Source organism: Brachybacterium massiliense, from assembly GCF_900184245.1.
In the GTDB taxonomy this organism is placed as follows: domain Bacteria; phylum Actinomycetota; class Actinomycetes; order Actinomycetales; family Dermabacteraceae; genus Brachybacterium; species Brachybacterium massiliense.
Genome location: NZ_FXXB01000008.1, coordinates 1,548,804 through 1,562,093, shown reverse-complemented (window position 1 = coordinate 1,562,093; position 13,290 = coordinate 1,548,804). Strand labels below are relative to the sequence as shown.

Here is a 13,290-nt window from a genome sequence, read left to right as displayed (position 1 = left end):
CCGTCCAACCCGCACCCGCGGTTGTTTCCGAGGTCACAGCGGCGCCTCGCAGAATCCACCGGGATCTCGTCCGCTCAGCGCGGCAGACCGTCCCGGGCCACAAGGCCGTGCTCGGTGACCAGGCGGTGCAGCGCCTCGTGGTCGGCGGCGAGGGCCTCGCACACCTGTGCCGCGTCCCCGCGGGTCAGCGGGGAGTCGGTGAGGGCGACCAGCTCGTCGAACAGCTCCTGCTGACGGTGGCGCAGCGGGATCGGCTGCTCGCCGTCGGTGAGCACGCCCCAGCGGGAGGCGTAGACGTCGAAGTGGGCGGGCCGGTCACCGGTGGCGAGGGTAAGGGGGAAGTCCTCGGCGCGCAGGCGGAGGCGGTGGTAGTTCGGCTCGGTCTCGTCGACCACCGCGAGCTGCTCCTCATCGAACCAGGTCGCCACCAGCTCCATCCGCTGCCCCTTCGCGCGATAGGGGGCTGCGGGCACGTAGCCGGGCGCGGCGATGTGGGCGACATGGCCGACGGCCAGGTCGTGCACGGTGCAGCGCACGAACGGCGTGGTCACCGGGAGGTCCTGGCCCGAGCGGCGGTACTTGCGGGCGATCGTGCGCGGGGTCTGGTTGGAGCCGACCGCGACCACGAGGGTGCGCTCGGACAAGGGCAGTGCGCCCTCCTGCTCGAGGGCCTGTTCGATCGCGGCGGTGTCCACGAGCGCCTGCGCGAGCTCCTCGCTGGGCGCCTCGACCTCGCGCGGCGACTCGAGGTCCACCACGCCGCTGCCGAGCAGCAGCGCCGAGCTCACCGAGGGTCGGGGCGTGCGGGGGCGTCGGGGCTCGCAGAGGGCATCCCTCGACCCTATCGAGCAGCGGCCCGCCGGAGGCGGCTCTACGCTGGGAGCATGAGCGAACAGCGCGCGATCGACGCCCTCGAGGCCTCGGGCCTTCCCTACGAGATCACCCGGCACGGCCGGGTGGGCTCTCTCGCCGAGGCCGCGGCCGCACGCGGGGTCGAGCCCCGCGACCTGATCAAGACCCTGGTGGTGCGGCGGGCCGACGACGACTTCCTCTTCGTGCTGGTGCCCGGCGACCGGGAGATCTCCTGGCCGAAGCTGCGGGCGCTGCTGAACGTGAACCGCCTGTCCATGCCGGACAAGGACGTGGCCATGCAGGTCACCGGCTACGAGCGCGGCACCATCACCCCCTTCGGCGCGAGCACCGCGTGGCCCGTCGTTGCCGACGCCTCGCTCACGGGAGATGCGCGGCGCCGGATCTCGCTGGGCGCCGGGGCGCACGGCGTCGCGGCGACGGTGCCCGCCGAGGCGGCGCTCGCCCATCTCGCGGCGCAGGTCGCGGATGTCACCGAGGTCCAGGGCAACTGAGCTCGCGCCGCGGCTCGGCTGCACGACACAGCGGCCGACTTCTGCGGCCTGAGGACCGATCATCGAGTCCGTATCAGTCCTCAGGCCGCGAAAGTTCACCACCGCGCACGCCGCGACCCGGACACGACGACGCCGCCGGACATCAGCGATGTCCGGCGGCGGTCTGAGGGGGTCACTCGTCGGTGAAGGTCATCTTCAGCCCGCCCAGCAGCGCCGCCACCAGGTTGTACAGGAAGGCCATGAGCGTGCCGAGCGCGGTGATGATCACGACGTTCACCACCGCCACGATGGTGCCGTAGCTGGTCATCTTCGAGAAGCTGAAGAACTCCATGAAGGGCAGCGGATCGCCGCCGTTGATGTCCCGGCCCAGCTGGTCGATCTGGCCCCACAGGCCGATCGCCTCGACCAGGTTCCACAGCAGGATCACCGCGATCACGGTCGCGATGCCGATGGCGATCGCGGCCAGGAAGGACAGCTTCATCACCGAGAACGGGTCCAGCCGCGCGAGGGTCAGCCGCACGCGGCGGGGGCCGCGGGGCGCGGCCTCGGCCGGACTCGCGGCACCGGAGGTGCGGCGCGGGCTGCGGCTGGCGCCCTTGGCGGCGGAGCCTCGGCCGCTGCCCATCGGCTCCGCCGGGGAGGAGCCGCTGTCGAAGGCCGGGAGCTGTGTGGTGGACTCCGCCGGGTCGGCGGACCCGGGCGCAGTCTTGGCGTCACTGGTGCTCACGGATCACTCCTGGTTCGCGTCGGCGTCGCCCTGCGGCGACTGATCGGACTCGTCAGAGCCTAGAGCATCGCCCTGCGCGGACGCCTCCTGCGACCCGGCCTCCGCCGCGACGATCTCGGTGCTCTCGGGGGCCTCGACCTCGTCCTCGTCGACCTCGGACTCCTGGCCGGTGGTGACCAGCAGGATGCGGTCGCCCTTGTCGGGCTTGGCGAACACGACGCCCATCGTGGTGCGGCCCTTGGCCGGCACCTCGGAGACCTTGGAGCGGACCACGCGGCCACGCTCCATCACGACCAGCAGCTCGTCGGACTCCTCGACGACCGCGGCGCCCACCAGGTGGCCGCGGTCATCCGGCAGCTTCGCGACCCGGATGCCCAGGCCGCCTCGACCCTGCAGGCGGTACTCGTCCACACTGGTGCGCTTGGCGAAGCCGCCGTCGGTCACGGTCATCACGAAGGTGTCCGGGCCCACCACGTCCATAGCCAGCAGCTGGTCGTCGTGACGGAACTTCATGCCGGTCACTCCGCTGGTGGCGCGGCCCGTGGGGCGCAGGGTGCCATCATCCGCGGGCATCCGCACGGACTGGCCGTTGCGGGAGACCAGCAGGATCTCGTCGTCGCTGTTCACGGCGCGGGCGGCGATCACGCGGTCCGGCTGGGGGCCGTCCGGGCCGTCGATGTCACGCAGGTTGATCGCGATGATGCCGCCGGTGCGGTTGGAGTCGAAGGCGGTCATCGCGGTCTTCTTCACCAGGCCGGACTCGGTGGCGAGCACGAGGTACTGGGCGTCCTCGTAGCTGTCGATCGCGAGCACCGAGGCGATGTGCTCGTCCGGCTGGAAGGCCATCAGGTTCGCCACGTGCTGGCCCTTCGCGTCCCGCGGCGCCTCGGGCAGCTCGTATCCCTTGGCGCGGTAGACGCGGCCCTGGTTGGTGAAGAACAGCAGCCAGCGGTGGGTGGTGGTGGTGAAGAAGTGCTCGACCACGTCGTCCTCGCGCAGCGAGGCGCCGCGCACGCCCTTGCCGCCGCGCTTCTGGGCGCGGTACTGGTCCTCGCGGGTGCGCTTGACGTAGCCGCCGCGGGTGATGGTGACGACCATGTCCTCCTCGGGGATCAGGTCCTCCATCGCCATGTCGCCGGCGTGCGGGAGGATCTGGGTGCGGCGGTCGTCGCCGTAGCGGTCCACGATCTCCGCGAGCTCCTCGGAGACGATGTCCCGCTGGCGCTGCGGATCGGCGAGGATCGCGGTGTACTCCTCGATCAGGGCCTGCAGGCGGTCGTGCTCCTCGATGATCTTCTGCCGCTCGAGGGCGGCCAGGCGGCGCAGCTGCATCGCGAGGATCGCGTTCGCCTGGATCTCGTCGATCTCCAACAGCTCCATCAGCCCGGTGCGGGCCTCGTCAGCATCCGGGGAGCGGCGGATCAGCGCGATGACCTCGTCGAGCGCATCCAGGGCCTTGAGGTAGCCGCGGTAGATGTGGATCTGCTCCTCCGCCTTGCGCAGGCGGAACCGGGTGCGGCGCACGATGACGTCGATCTGGTGCTTGGTCCACTCACGCACGAAGGAGTCGATCGACAGGGTACGCGGCACCCCGCCCGCGAGCGCGAGCATGTTCGCGGAGAAGTTCTCCTGCAGCTGGGTGTGCTTGTAGAGGTTGTTGAGCACCACCTTCGCCACCGCGTCGCGCTTGAGGGTGATGACCAGGCGCTGGCCGGTGCGGCCGGAGGTCTCGTCGGTGATGTCAGCGACGCCCTGGATCTTGCCGAGCTTGACCATCTCGGCGATCTTGCGCGCGAGGGAATCGGGGTTGACCTGGTAGGGAAGCTCGGTGACCACGAGCGCCATGCGACCGTTGATCTCCTCGGTGGAGACCACGGCGCGCTGGGTGATCGAGCCGCGGCCAGTGCGGTAGGCGTCCTCGATGCCGGAGGTGCCCACGATCGTCGCGCCCGAGGGGAAGTCCGGACCCTTGATCCGCTCGAGGCAGGCCTCGAGCAGCTCGGGCTTGGTGGCCTCGTGGTTCCGCAGCAGCCACTGGACGGCGTCGGCCACCTCGCGCAGGTTGTGCGGCGGGATGTTGGTGGCCATGCCCACGGCGATGCCGGCGGAGCCGTTGACCAGCAGGTTAGGGAAGCGGGCAGGCAGCACGGTGGGCTCGTCGACGGTGTTGTCGTAGTTGCCCTGCATATCGACCGTCTCCTGGTCGATGTCGCGCACCAGCTCGAGGGCCAGCGGGGCCATCTTGCACTCGGTGTACCTGGGGGCCGCGGCACCGTCGTCGCCGGCGGAGCCGAAGTTGCCCTGGCCGAGGATCAGCGGGTAGCGCATGTTCCACGGCTGGACCAGACGCACCATGGCGTCGTAGATCGCGGAGTCGCCGTGGGGGTGGTAGTTGCCCATGACCTCGCCAACGACCTTCGCGCACTTCGAGAAGGAGCGGTCGGGGCGGTAGCCGCCGTCGTACATCGCGTAGACGATGCGGCGGTGGACGGGCTTGAGGCCGTCGCGCACGTCCGGCAGGGCGCGCGAGACGATCACGCTCATCGCGTAGTCGAGGTAGGAGCGCTGCATCTCCTGGTTGAGGTCGACCTGGGTGATGCGGTCGATCTCGTGCTCGTCGAGCGGATCGACGAGGGTCACGGTGCGGGAGGCCGCCTCGGCCTCGGAGAGCTCGTGGGCGCCCTCGGGCGTCTCCTGGCCGCCGATGCCGGCGTTCTCCGCGGGGGTCTGCGCCGGCGCCGGGGTCTGCTCGTCCTCGGGGTTCGTGGGGTCGTTCGGGGTGTCGCTCATGGTGTGGGAGGCCTTTCCGGTGGGGCCGTTGGTGTCTGGGGTCCCCGGGGGCGCGCGGGCGGGCCGGCGCCGCCCCGGGGGCCGACGTCAGATGTCGAGGAAGCGGACGTCCTTGGCGTTCTCCTGGATGAAGCGGCGTCGCGACTCGACGTCATCGCCCATCAGCACGGAGAAGATGGTGTCGGCGTCCGCGGCCTCGTCGACCGTGACCTGCTTCAGGGTGCGGGTGCTGGTGTCCATCGTGGTGGACTGCAGCTCCTTCCAGTCCATCTCGCCCAGACCCTTGTAGCGCTGGATGCCGTTGTCCTTGGGGATGCGGCGACCGGCGGCGCGGCCGGCCTCGAGGCGCTCGTCCCGCTCGGCGTCGCTGAAGACGTACTCGTGCGGGGCGTTGGACCACTTCAGGCGGAACAGCGGGGGCATCGCGATGAACACGTGGCCCAGCTCGATCAGGGGGCGCATGTAGCGGAACAGCAGCGTCAGCAGCAGGGTGCAGATGTGCTGGCCGTCCACGTCGGCGTCGGCCATCAGGATGATCTTGTGATAGCGGAGCTTGGTGGCGTCGAAGTCCTCGCCGATGCCGGTGCCGAAGGCGGTGATCAGCGAGCGGACCTCCTGGTTGTCCAGGGCCCGGTCCAGGCGCGCCTTCTCGACGTTCAGGATCTTGCCGCGGATGGGCAGGATGGCCTGGGTGCGGGGATCGCGGCCCTGCACGGCGGAGCCGCCGGCGGAGTCGCCCTCGACGATGAAGATCTCGGACTCGGCGGGGTTGCGCGAGGAGCAGTCGCGCAGCTTGCCGGGCATGCCGCCGGTCTCGAGCGGGGATTTGCGGCGGGTCGCGTCGCGGGCCTTGCGGGCGGCCTCGCGAGCGGCGGCCGCGGCCTGGCCCTTCATGACGATGGCCTTGGCCTCCTGCGGATGGGACTCGAACCAGTCCTGGAGCTGGTCGGTCATCACCTTGACCATGAAGGTGCGGGCGATAGTGTTGCCCAGCTTGGTCTTGGTCTGGCCCTCGAACTGCGGCTCGCCGAGCTTGACCGAGATGACGGCGGTGAGGCCCTCGCGGATGTCCTCGCCGGTGAGGTTGGCGTCCTTCTCCTTGAGCAGGCCCTGGGCGCGGCCGTACCGGTTCACGATCGAGGTGAGCGAGGAGCGGAAGCCCTCCTCGTGGGTGCCGCCCTCGTGGGTGTTGATCGTGTTGGCGTAGGTGTGCACCGAGTCGGAGTAGGCGCCGGTCCACTGCATCGCGACCTCGACGGAGATCTTCGCGTCGGTGTCCTCGGACTCGAAGGAGATGATGTCGGGGTGGATCACTTCGGCGCGCTTGGAGGTGTTGATGAACTCGACGAAGTCCTGCAGGCCGCGCTCGTAGTGGTACGAGACGGTGCGTGGGCCCTTCTGCGGCGCGGCGCCCTCGGCCTCGAGCTCGACGTCGATGAGGTCCTCGTCCTCGGCCTCGTCGACCTTGGGGGCGCGCTCGTCGGTCAGGGTGATGCGCAGCCCCTTGTTCAGGAATGCCATCTGCTGGAACCGCTTGCGCAGGGTCTCGAAGTCGTAGACCGTCTCGTCGAAGATCTCGCCATCGGCCCAGAAGGTGATGGTGGTGCCGGTCTTGTCGGTCACCTCGCCCTTCTCGAGCTCCATGGTGGGCACGCCGCGCGCGTAGGCCTGGCGCCAGACATGGCCCTGGCGGCGGATCTCGACCTCCATCCGCACCGACAGGGCGTTGACCACGGAGGAGCCCACACCGTGCAGACCGCCGGAGACGGCGTAGCCGCCGCCGCCGAACTTGCCGCCGGCGTGCAGCACGGTCAGCACCAGCTCGACCGCGGGCTTGTTCTCGGTGGGGTGCATGTCCACGGGGATGCCGCGGGCGTGGTCGACCACGCGCACGCCGCCGTCGTCCAGCAGCGTCACCTCGATGGTGTCGCCGTGGCCGGCCATGGCCTCGTCCACGGAGTTGTCGACGATCTCCTGGACCATGTGGTGCAGGCCGCGCTCACCGGTGGAGCCGATGTACATGCCCGGGCGCTTGCGGACCGCCTCGAGGCCCTCGAGGACGGTGATGTCCGAGGCCTCGTAGTGCTCGGGGGCGCGGGCCGCGCGCTCTCCGGCGGTGGGCTCCGCGGGTCCCGGGTCAGCCGCTGCGGGCGTCGGGTCCGGCGTGCTCGCGGGCACGTCCTGATCGGGCATGGGGCGGTCGCTGTCGCTCACCTGATGTGGCTCCTCGCAGTCCAGTTCCCCCGGTCGGAAGAGGGCCGGGGCGGTTCGGCGGGCCACGTGATCGGGACCGCGGCTCGTCGCGCAGGTGGCCTGCCGGTGAGCGCCTCGCGCGCGTGCGCGCGTGCGGGTCGCCTGCAGGCCACGGCGATCGAGCCGACGGAATCGAGTCCACGAGGACGTCGGAGGACGTCGGCCGAACCTCCCTGATTCTATCGGAGAACGCCTCCCGAACCTATTCGCACCGGCGATTCTGTGGACAACGCGACCCGGGAACGGCCTCAGGCGGCCCGGAACCGCCTCGATTTCGAGCCGACAGAGCCGCCGACGGGGTCCCGTACCCCCGGCGGGGTGCCGTTGCGGCACAGGGGCCTCTGGCGACCTTCCCGATCGGGGGTGCGGGACCGCCGCCTCAGGCGGGGCGGATCTCCGCTCGCGCGTGCCCTCGGCGCAGCCCGGCGAGCACGCTCGCGGTGGTCAGCGCAGCGGCCGCGGCCTCGTGGCCCTTGTCCTCGCGGGAGCCGGGCAGCCCGGCCCGATCGAGCGCCTGCTGCTCGTCATCGCAAGTCAGCACTCCGAAGCCGACGGGGACGCCGTGGTCGAGGGAGACCCGGGTGAGCCCGTCGGTCGCGGCGGAGCACACGTACTCGAAGTGCGGGGTGCCCCCGCGGATCACCACGCCGAGCGCCACCACGGCGTCATGGTCGCGGGCCAGGGCGTCGGCGAGGACGGGCAGCTCGAAGGAGCCGGGGGCGCGCACCACGGTGGGCTCCTCGATGCCGGCCTCGGCGGCGGCGCGCAGGGCTCCGGCCAGCAGGCCCTCCATGACCTGCTCGTGCCAGGACCCGGCGACGATCGCGAGGCGCGTGCCGGCCTGGTGGGGGATGGGGGCGGTGAGGCGTCCGTGACCGCTCATGCGGGGGTGGGGTGGGTGCGCAGGTCGGTGAGGCGGGCGACCTCGATCCCCGCCTCGCTCAGGGCGTGCTCCTTCTCGGGGTTGTGGGTGAGCAGCTCGATCGCGTCCACGCCGAGGTGGGCGAGGATTCCGGGGACCGCGGCGAAGGAGCGGGAGTCCACCGGCAGGCCGAGCTCGAGGTTCGCGTCGACGGTGTCCCGGCCCGCCTCCTGCAGGGCGTAGGCGCGCAGCTTCTGGACCAGGCCGATGCCGCGGCCCTCGTGGCCGCGCAGCAGGATCAGCACGCCGCGGCCGGCCCGGTCGATGCGGGCCAGGGACTCCTCGAGCTGGGGCCCGCAGTCGCAGCGCCGCGAGCCGAGCACGTCCCCGGTCACGCATTCGGAGTGCACGCGGGTCAGCACCGGCTCGGCGGTGGTGACGTCTCCGCGCACCAGCACCAGGTGCTCGGCGCCGCCCTCGCGCACGGCCAGGGCGGTGAAGTCGCCGTGGGAGGTGGGCAGCGGGACGGGGGCGGTGATCTCGAGCTCCGGCCGATCGTGGGCGCGGCGGTGGGCGGCGAGGTCCTCGATCGAGATCATCGGCAGGTCGTGGGCGTCGGCGAACTCGCGCAGGGCGGGGCTGCGCATCATCTCGCCGTCGTCGTGGACGAGCTCGACGATCATCCCCACCGGCGGCAGCCCCGCGAGGGTGGTGAGGTCCACCGCGGCCTCGGTGTGGCCGCGGCGTTCGAGCACGCCGCCGTCCCTGGCGCGCAGCGGGAGCACGTGCCCGGGCCGGATCAGGTCGGCGGGGACGGTGTCCTCGCCGGCGAGGACCTGGAGGGTGCGGGCGCGGTCGCTCGCGCTGATGCCGGTGCTCACCCCGTCGGCCGCATCGACGCTGACCGTGTAGGCGGTGCGCAGGGGGTCCGCGTTCTCGCGCACCATCAGCGGCAGCTCGAGGGCGTCGGCCCGCTGCGCGCTCATCGGGGCGCACAGCAGCCCGCTCGAGTGGCGCACGGCGACGCCGATCAGGGCCGGGGTGGCGGCGGAGGCGGCGAGGATCAGGTCGCCCTCGTTCTCGCGATCCTCGTCATCGACGACGACCACGGCACGGCCCGCGGCGATCGCGGTGATCGCGTCCTCGACGGGGTCCAGGCGCAGGGCGGTCATCGGCTCTGCTCCGCCCCGGGGAGCAGGCTCGCGGTGAGCTTCTCGACGTACTTCGCGAGCACGTCCACCTCGAGGTTCACCCGCTCGCCCAGGCCGCGGCGGCCCAGGGTGGTGCGGGCGAGGGTCTCGGGGATCAGGCCGATGGTGACCTCGTCGCCGTCGATCGCGGCGACGGTGAGGCTCACACCGTCCACCGCGAGGGAGCCCTTGGCGACCACGTACCTCGCGAGCCCCTCGGGCAGGGCGAGGCGCAGCAGAGTGGTGCCGTCCTGCTCCTCACGGCCGACCACCTCGCCGACCCCGTCGACGTGGCCCTGCACGATGTGCCCGTCGAGCCGGCCGTCGGCCCGCACGCAGCGTTCGAGGTTGACGCGGTCGCCGGCGGTGAGCTCGCCGAGCGCGGTGGCCTCGAGGGTGGTGGCGATGACGTCGGCGCTCCACAGCTCGCCCTCGTGCGCGGTGACGGTGAGGCAGCAGCCGTTGACGGCGATCGAGTCGCCGAGGGAGATGCCCTCGAGCACGCGCGGGGAGCGGATCCGCACCCGGGTGGGGTCGGTGCCGTGGCTGAGCGACTCGACGGTGCCGAGCTCTTCGATGATTCCGGTGAACATGAGTGTCCTTCCTGGTCAGGCAGTGGTGGTGCGGGGGCGGAGGATGAGGCGGAGGTCGGTGGCTCCACCCGGGGAGGGCAGCGGTGCGGCCTCGACCAGCTCGAGGTCGAGCCGCTCGGCGAGGGTGGTGATCGCGAGGTCGCCGACGGCGGCGCGGCCCGCGCCGAGCAGGGTGGGGGCGAGGTGCACGATCAGCTCGTCGACCAGCCCTGCGCGCAGGAAGGCGGCGGCGAGGGTGGGCCCGCCCTCGACCAGCACGTGCCGCGCTCCGAGGGCGAACAGCTCCGCCAGGGTTGCCGACGGATCGCGGGTCGCCAGGCGGATCTCCTCGCCCGCGCCCTCGATCTCGGACAGCGTGGGGGTCTCGGACGTGCCCATCACGGCCCGCAGCGGCTGGCGGCGGTGGAGGCTCCCGTCCGGTCGGCGGGCGGTGAGGCTGGGATGGTCGGTGCGGGCGGTGCCGGTGCCCACCAGCACCACATCGCAGGTGGTGCGCAGCTGATGGACCTCCTCGCGGGCGGCGGGGCCGGTGAGCCACTGGCTGGTGCCGTCCGCGGCGGCGGCCCGGCCGTCGAGGGTGAGGGCGAGCTTGGCGGTGACCAGGGGGCGGTGGTGGCGCAGGCCGTGCTCCCAGCCGCGATTCAATGCTGCGGCGGCTTCGGCGAGCTCGTCCGGGACGTCGGTGATCACCTCGATCCCGGCCTCACGCAGGCGCTGGGCCCCGCCGGCGGCGAGGGGGTTCGGGTCCTGACGCGCGATCACCACGCGGGAGATCCCTGCGCTGAGCAGGGCATCGTCGCAGGGGCCGGTGCGGCCGTGGTGGGTGCAGGGTTCGAGGGTGACCACGGCGGTGGCGCCGGGCAGCGGTGCGGTGGCGCGGGCGAGGGCGTCGGCCTCGGCGTGCGGGGTGCCGGCGCCGCGATGGTGCCCCTCGGCGAGGGTCTGCCCGTCGGGGCCGAGGATCACACAGCCCACGCGGGGGTTCGGGCCCAGCGGCACTGCGGGGTGGGCGGCGATCTCGAGGGCGCGGCGCAGCGCGCGGTGCTCGGTCGGCTCCAGCATGTCTCTCCTCCGGTCCGCTGCTCGCGGTTCCGGAGAGACAGGAAGGGTGTGCGGGAACGGCGTCGCTGGGGGTCACGGCCGCGCACGGGGTGCGCGAGGTCGGCTCGCCCGACGACGTCGTTCGCGTGCGCTTCCCATCCGGACTCTCACCGTCGGTCCAGGAGTTCCACCTGGTCAGCCGAGGGCCAGAGGCCATCGGGTCGCGGACTGTCACCGCCGGCTCGGAATTTCACCGACCCCAGTGCACGCGAGCTGCATCAGCTCGTCTGGGCTCACCGTAGCAGTCGACGGCGCGGCGATGACGGTCTGTGAACGGCATCTCCTCGGAGTCGAGGCGCTACCCGTAGCTGTTCCGCTGATCTCCTACCGCTCGTCCCTCGCAGTACGTCGATCACCCGTAGGTATCCCGCGGGCCGCGCCAGGTCACCGTGCGCCGCCCCTTCTTCCAGGTGCGCTCGGCGGCCGCGGGCCCGGTCACCTTGAGCTCGGAGATCACGTGGGAGCCCACGTGCTCCTCGATCGTGGTGATCAGCTGCGGGCTGAGCATCCGCAGCTGCGCGGCCCAGGCCGAGGAGGAGGCGCTGACCACGAGCACCCCGTCCTCGAGGGAGACGGGCCGGCAGTGGGTGGCCAGGCGCTCACCCACGATGTCGTCCCATTCCTCGAGCACCCGCCCGGCGTTCATCCCGGCATTCCAACCGAGGTTCCCGAGCACCTTCTTCAGCACGCCGTCGATCCCCTGCGGGTCTCGCGGGTCGGGGCGTGATCCCGAGTAGCCGGGTGAGCGGCCGGAGCGGTCCCGAACGTCTCTGGCCTGAGTCTTCGCGGAGATCGGGAACAGTCCGCGGTCCCGTGCGGCGGCGCGGGAGCGGTTGACGGTGCGGCGGGCGAGCTCGAAGGGATCCGGGGGCGCAGGCAGCTCCGGCGGATCGAAGAACTCCTCGGGCTCCTCCCGGGCGGGCGCGGGCGAGGCCGGCGGCGCGGTGCGCGGCGCCCGATGGGCCGGCGACGCGGCATCCCGCTCCGGCGCAGGGCCGACGGGCCGGGCCCGTTCCGCCGGCTCCTCCGACCCAGGCGGCGCCGTCGAGGCAGACGTCGCGGACCATGTGCCGAGGTCATAGGGGTTCGCGAGGCGGGGGCGGGGTGCTCGCCCGTTCTCACCGGAACCTCCCGCGCGGCCGTTCACAGCCCGCGTCCCTCGCGCGGCACCGCCTCGCCCAGGCTCACCTCGACCACGTGGATCTCGCCGTCGAGGGAGTCGGGGATGTCGGTGTCGTTGGCGGTGGTGATCAGCACCTGCGAGGCGCCGGTGACGATCCGTCCCAGCCGTTCGCGGCGGTGCACGTCGAGCTCGCTGAACACGTCGTCGAGGATCAGGATCGGCTCGCCGTCGCCGAGATCGCCCTCCTCGAGACGCAGCAGGTCATAGGAGGCCAGGCGCAGCGCGAGCGCGAGGGACCAGGACTCGCCATGGCTCGCGTACCCCTTGGCGGGGAAGTCGTGCAGGCGGATCTCCATGTCGTCGCGATGCGGACCGGTCAGGGTCACGCCGCGGTCGATCTCGTCGTCGTGCCGTGCGGCGAGCATCTCGAGCATCCGGTCGTGGATCTCGCGGGTGGGGGGCAGGGTGCCGGGCAGCGCGCCGAGCGCATCGAGCACGTCGGAGCGGTAGAGGATGTCCGCCGGGGAGTCGCCCTCGCCGCGCTGGTCCGGGGGGAGATCCAGGGCCTGATCAGCGCCTTCGTCGGTCGCGACGCGGAGGTAGGAGTAGCCCAGATGCGGGCGCAGGCGGTTGACCAGGTGGAGCCTCGCGCGCAGCAGCTCGGCGCCGTGGAGGGCGAGCTGCTGGTCCCAGACCTCGAGGGTCGAGGCGGCGGACTCCGCCGGATCCAGGCCGCCCACGCTGCGTCCGCTGCTGCCGCGCCGCATCGAGCGCATCTGCTTGAGCAGGTTGCCGCGCTGCTTGAGCACCCGGTCGTAGTCGGCCTTGACGGAGGCGTAGCGGGGGGCGATGACGAACAGCAGCTCGTCGAGGAAGCGGCGTCGGCCGTCGGGATCGGCCTTGACCAGGCCCAGGTCCTCGGGGGCGAAGAGCACCGCGCGCACCTCTCCCAGCAGGTCGCGCAGCCGGGAGACGTTCTGGCCCTGGAGCCGGGCGCGGTTGGACTTGCCGGGGGTGATCTCGAGGTCCACCTGCAGGGGCCGGCCGGCGCGCAGGAAGCTCGCGCGCACGATCGCGGTGCTCTCGCCGCGATGGACGAGAGCGGCATCGTGCGGGACCCGGTGGCTGGAGAGGGTCGCCAGGTACCAGACGGCCTCGACGATGTTGGTCTTGCCCTGCCCGTTCTGGCCCACCATGACGGTGATGCCGGGCTGGATCGGGAGGGTGAGGCGCTGGTAGGACCGGTAGTCGGTGAGATCGAGCGCGGTCAGCTGCACGGAGGGAGCA

Annotated in this window: 11 protein-coding genes and 1 riboswitch; of the genes, 1 reads left to right on the top strand and 10 read right to left on the bottom strand. The window is 71.9% G+C overall.

Annotation, left to right across the window (positions count from 1 at the left end):
* Positions 1-74: 74 nt before the first annotated feature.
* Complete coding sequence (locus BN4251_RS17005; protein ID WP_212647629.1) at positions 75-788, bottom strand: hypothetical protein; 714 nt, start codon at positions 786-788, stop codon at positions 75-77.
* Between the two features lie 96 nt (positions 789-884).
* On the opposite strand from BN4251_RS17005, the gene BN4251_RS17000 reads away from it, so the two are divergent.
* Entirely contained in the window at positions 885-1,364 is a 480-nt protein-coding gene (locus tag BN4251_RS17000) for an aminoacyl-tRNA deacylase (RefSeq protein WP_087486444.1), read from the top strand.
* A gap of 172 nt (positions 1,365-1,536) precedes the next feature.
* Here the strand turns inward: BN4251_RS17000 and BN4251_RS16995 are convergent, their stop codons facing one another.
* The 9 genes from BN4251_RS16995 to recF form a co-directional block, all read right to left on the bottom strand.
* A complete protein-coding gene (locus tag BN4251_RS16995) occupies positions 1,537-2,091 on the bottom strand; it encodes a DUF3566 domain-containing protein (protein ID WP_087486176.1) in 555 nt (184 codons plus the stop codon).
* Positions 2,092-2,094: 3 nt separating this feature from the next.
* Positions 2,095-4,881 (bottom strand): DNA gyrase subunit A, encoded by a 2,787-nt coding sequence (gyrA, locus tag BN4251_RS16990; protein WP_087486175.1) that lies wholly within the window; start codon positions 4,879-4,881, stop codon positions 2,095-2,097.
* An 87-nt stretch (positions 4,882-4,968) separates the two neighbouring features.
* Entirely contained in the window at positions 4,969-7,074 is a 2,106-nt protein-coding gene (gene gyrB, locus BN4251_RS16985; protein ID WP_425426218.1) for a DNA topoisomerase (ATP-hydrolyzing) subunit B, read from the bottom strand.
* A gap of 439 nt (positions 7,075-7,513) precedes the next feature.
* A complete protein-coding gene (ribH, locus tag BN4251_RS16980) occupies positions 7,514-8,017 on the bottom strand; it encodes a 6,7-dimethyl-8-ribityllumazine synthase (RefSeq protein ID WP_087486173.1) in 504 nt (167 codons plus the stop codon).
* Positions 8,014-9,168 carry a 3,4-dihydroxy-2-butanone-4-phosphate synthase gene (gene ribB / locus BN4251_RS16975; RefSeq protein ID WP_087486172.1) on the bottom strand — a complete coding sequence of 385 codons (1,155 nt, stop codon included), beginning with the start codon at positions 9,166-9,168 and terminating at the stop codon, positions 8,014-8,016. The genes ribH and ribB overlap by 4 nt, the downstream gene beginning before the upstream one ends.
* Complete coding sequence (locus tag BN4251_RS16970; protein ID WP_087486171.1) at positions 9,165-9,779, bottom strand: riboflavin synthase; 615 nt, start codon at positions 9,777-9,779, stop codon at positions 9,165-9,167. The genes ribB and BN4251_RS16970 overlap by 4 nt, the downstream gene beginning before the upstream one ends.
* A gap of 15 nt (positions 9,780-9,794) precedes the next feature.
* Positions 9,795-10,841: a bifunctional diaminohydroxyphosphoribosylaminopyrimidine deaminase/5-amino-6-(5-phosphoribosylamino)uracil reductase RibD gene (gene ribD / locus BN4251_RS16965; protein ID WP_087486170.1), complete on the bottom strand. Its 1,047-nt coding sequence runs from the start codon at positions 10,839-10,841 to the stop codon at positions 9,795-9,797.
* Positions 10,842-10,962: 121 nt separating this feature from the next.
* Positions 10,963-11,092, bottom strand: a riboswitch (FMN riboswitch).
* Between the two features lie 140 nt (positions 11,093-11,232).
* Positions 11,233-12,027 carry a DciA family protein gene (locus tag BN4251_RS16960; protein ID WP_087486169.1) on the bottom strand — a complete coding sequence of 265 codons (795 nt, stop codon included), beginning with the start codon at positions 12,025-12,027 and terminating at the stop codon, positions 11,233-11,235.
* Positions 12,024-13,280 carry a DNA replication/repair protein RecF gene (gene recF / locus BN4251_RS16955; protein ID WP_087486168.1) on the bottom strand — a complete coding sequence of 419 codons (1,257 nt, stop codon included), beginning with the start codon at positions 13,278-13,280 and terminating at the stop codon, positions 12,024-12,026. The genes BN4251_RS16960 and recF overlap by 4 nt, the downstream gene beginning before the upstream one ends.
* Positions 13,281-13,290: the final 10 nt, after the last annotated feature.

Bases quoted from the DNA above. Each gene is read 5' to 3' on its own strand.
- ribB (WP_087486172.1), bottom strand. From the start codon at position 9,168: ATGACCGCCCTGCGCCTGGACCCCGTCGAGGACGCGATCACCGCGATC.
- BN4251_RS17000 (WP_087486444.1), top strand. From the start codon at position 885: ATGAGCGAACAGCGCGCGATCGACGCCCTCGAGGCCTCGGGCCTTCCC.
- ribH (WP_087486173.1), bottom strand. From the start codon at position 8,017: ATGAGCGGTCACGGACGCCTCACCGCCCCCATCCCCCACCAGGCCGGC.
- ribD (WP_087486170.1), bottom strand. From the start codon at position 10,841: ATGCTGGAGCCGACCGAGCACCGCGCGCTGCGCCGCGCCCTCGAGATC.
- gyrA (WP_087486175.1), bottom strand. From the start codon at position 4,881: ATGAGCGACACCCCGAACGACCCCACGAACCCCGAGGACGAGCAGACC.
- gyrB (WP_425426218.1), bottom strand. From the start codon at position 7,074: ATGCCCGATCAGGACGTGCCCGCGAGCACGCCGGACCCGACGCCCGCA.
- BN4251_RS16970 (WP_087486171.1), bottom strand. From the start codon at position 9,779: ATGTTCACCGGAATCATCGAAGAGCTCGGCACCGTCGAGTCGCTCAGC.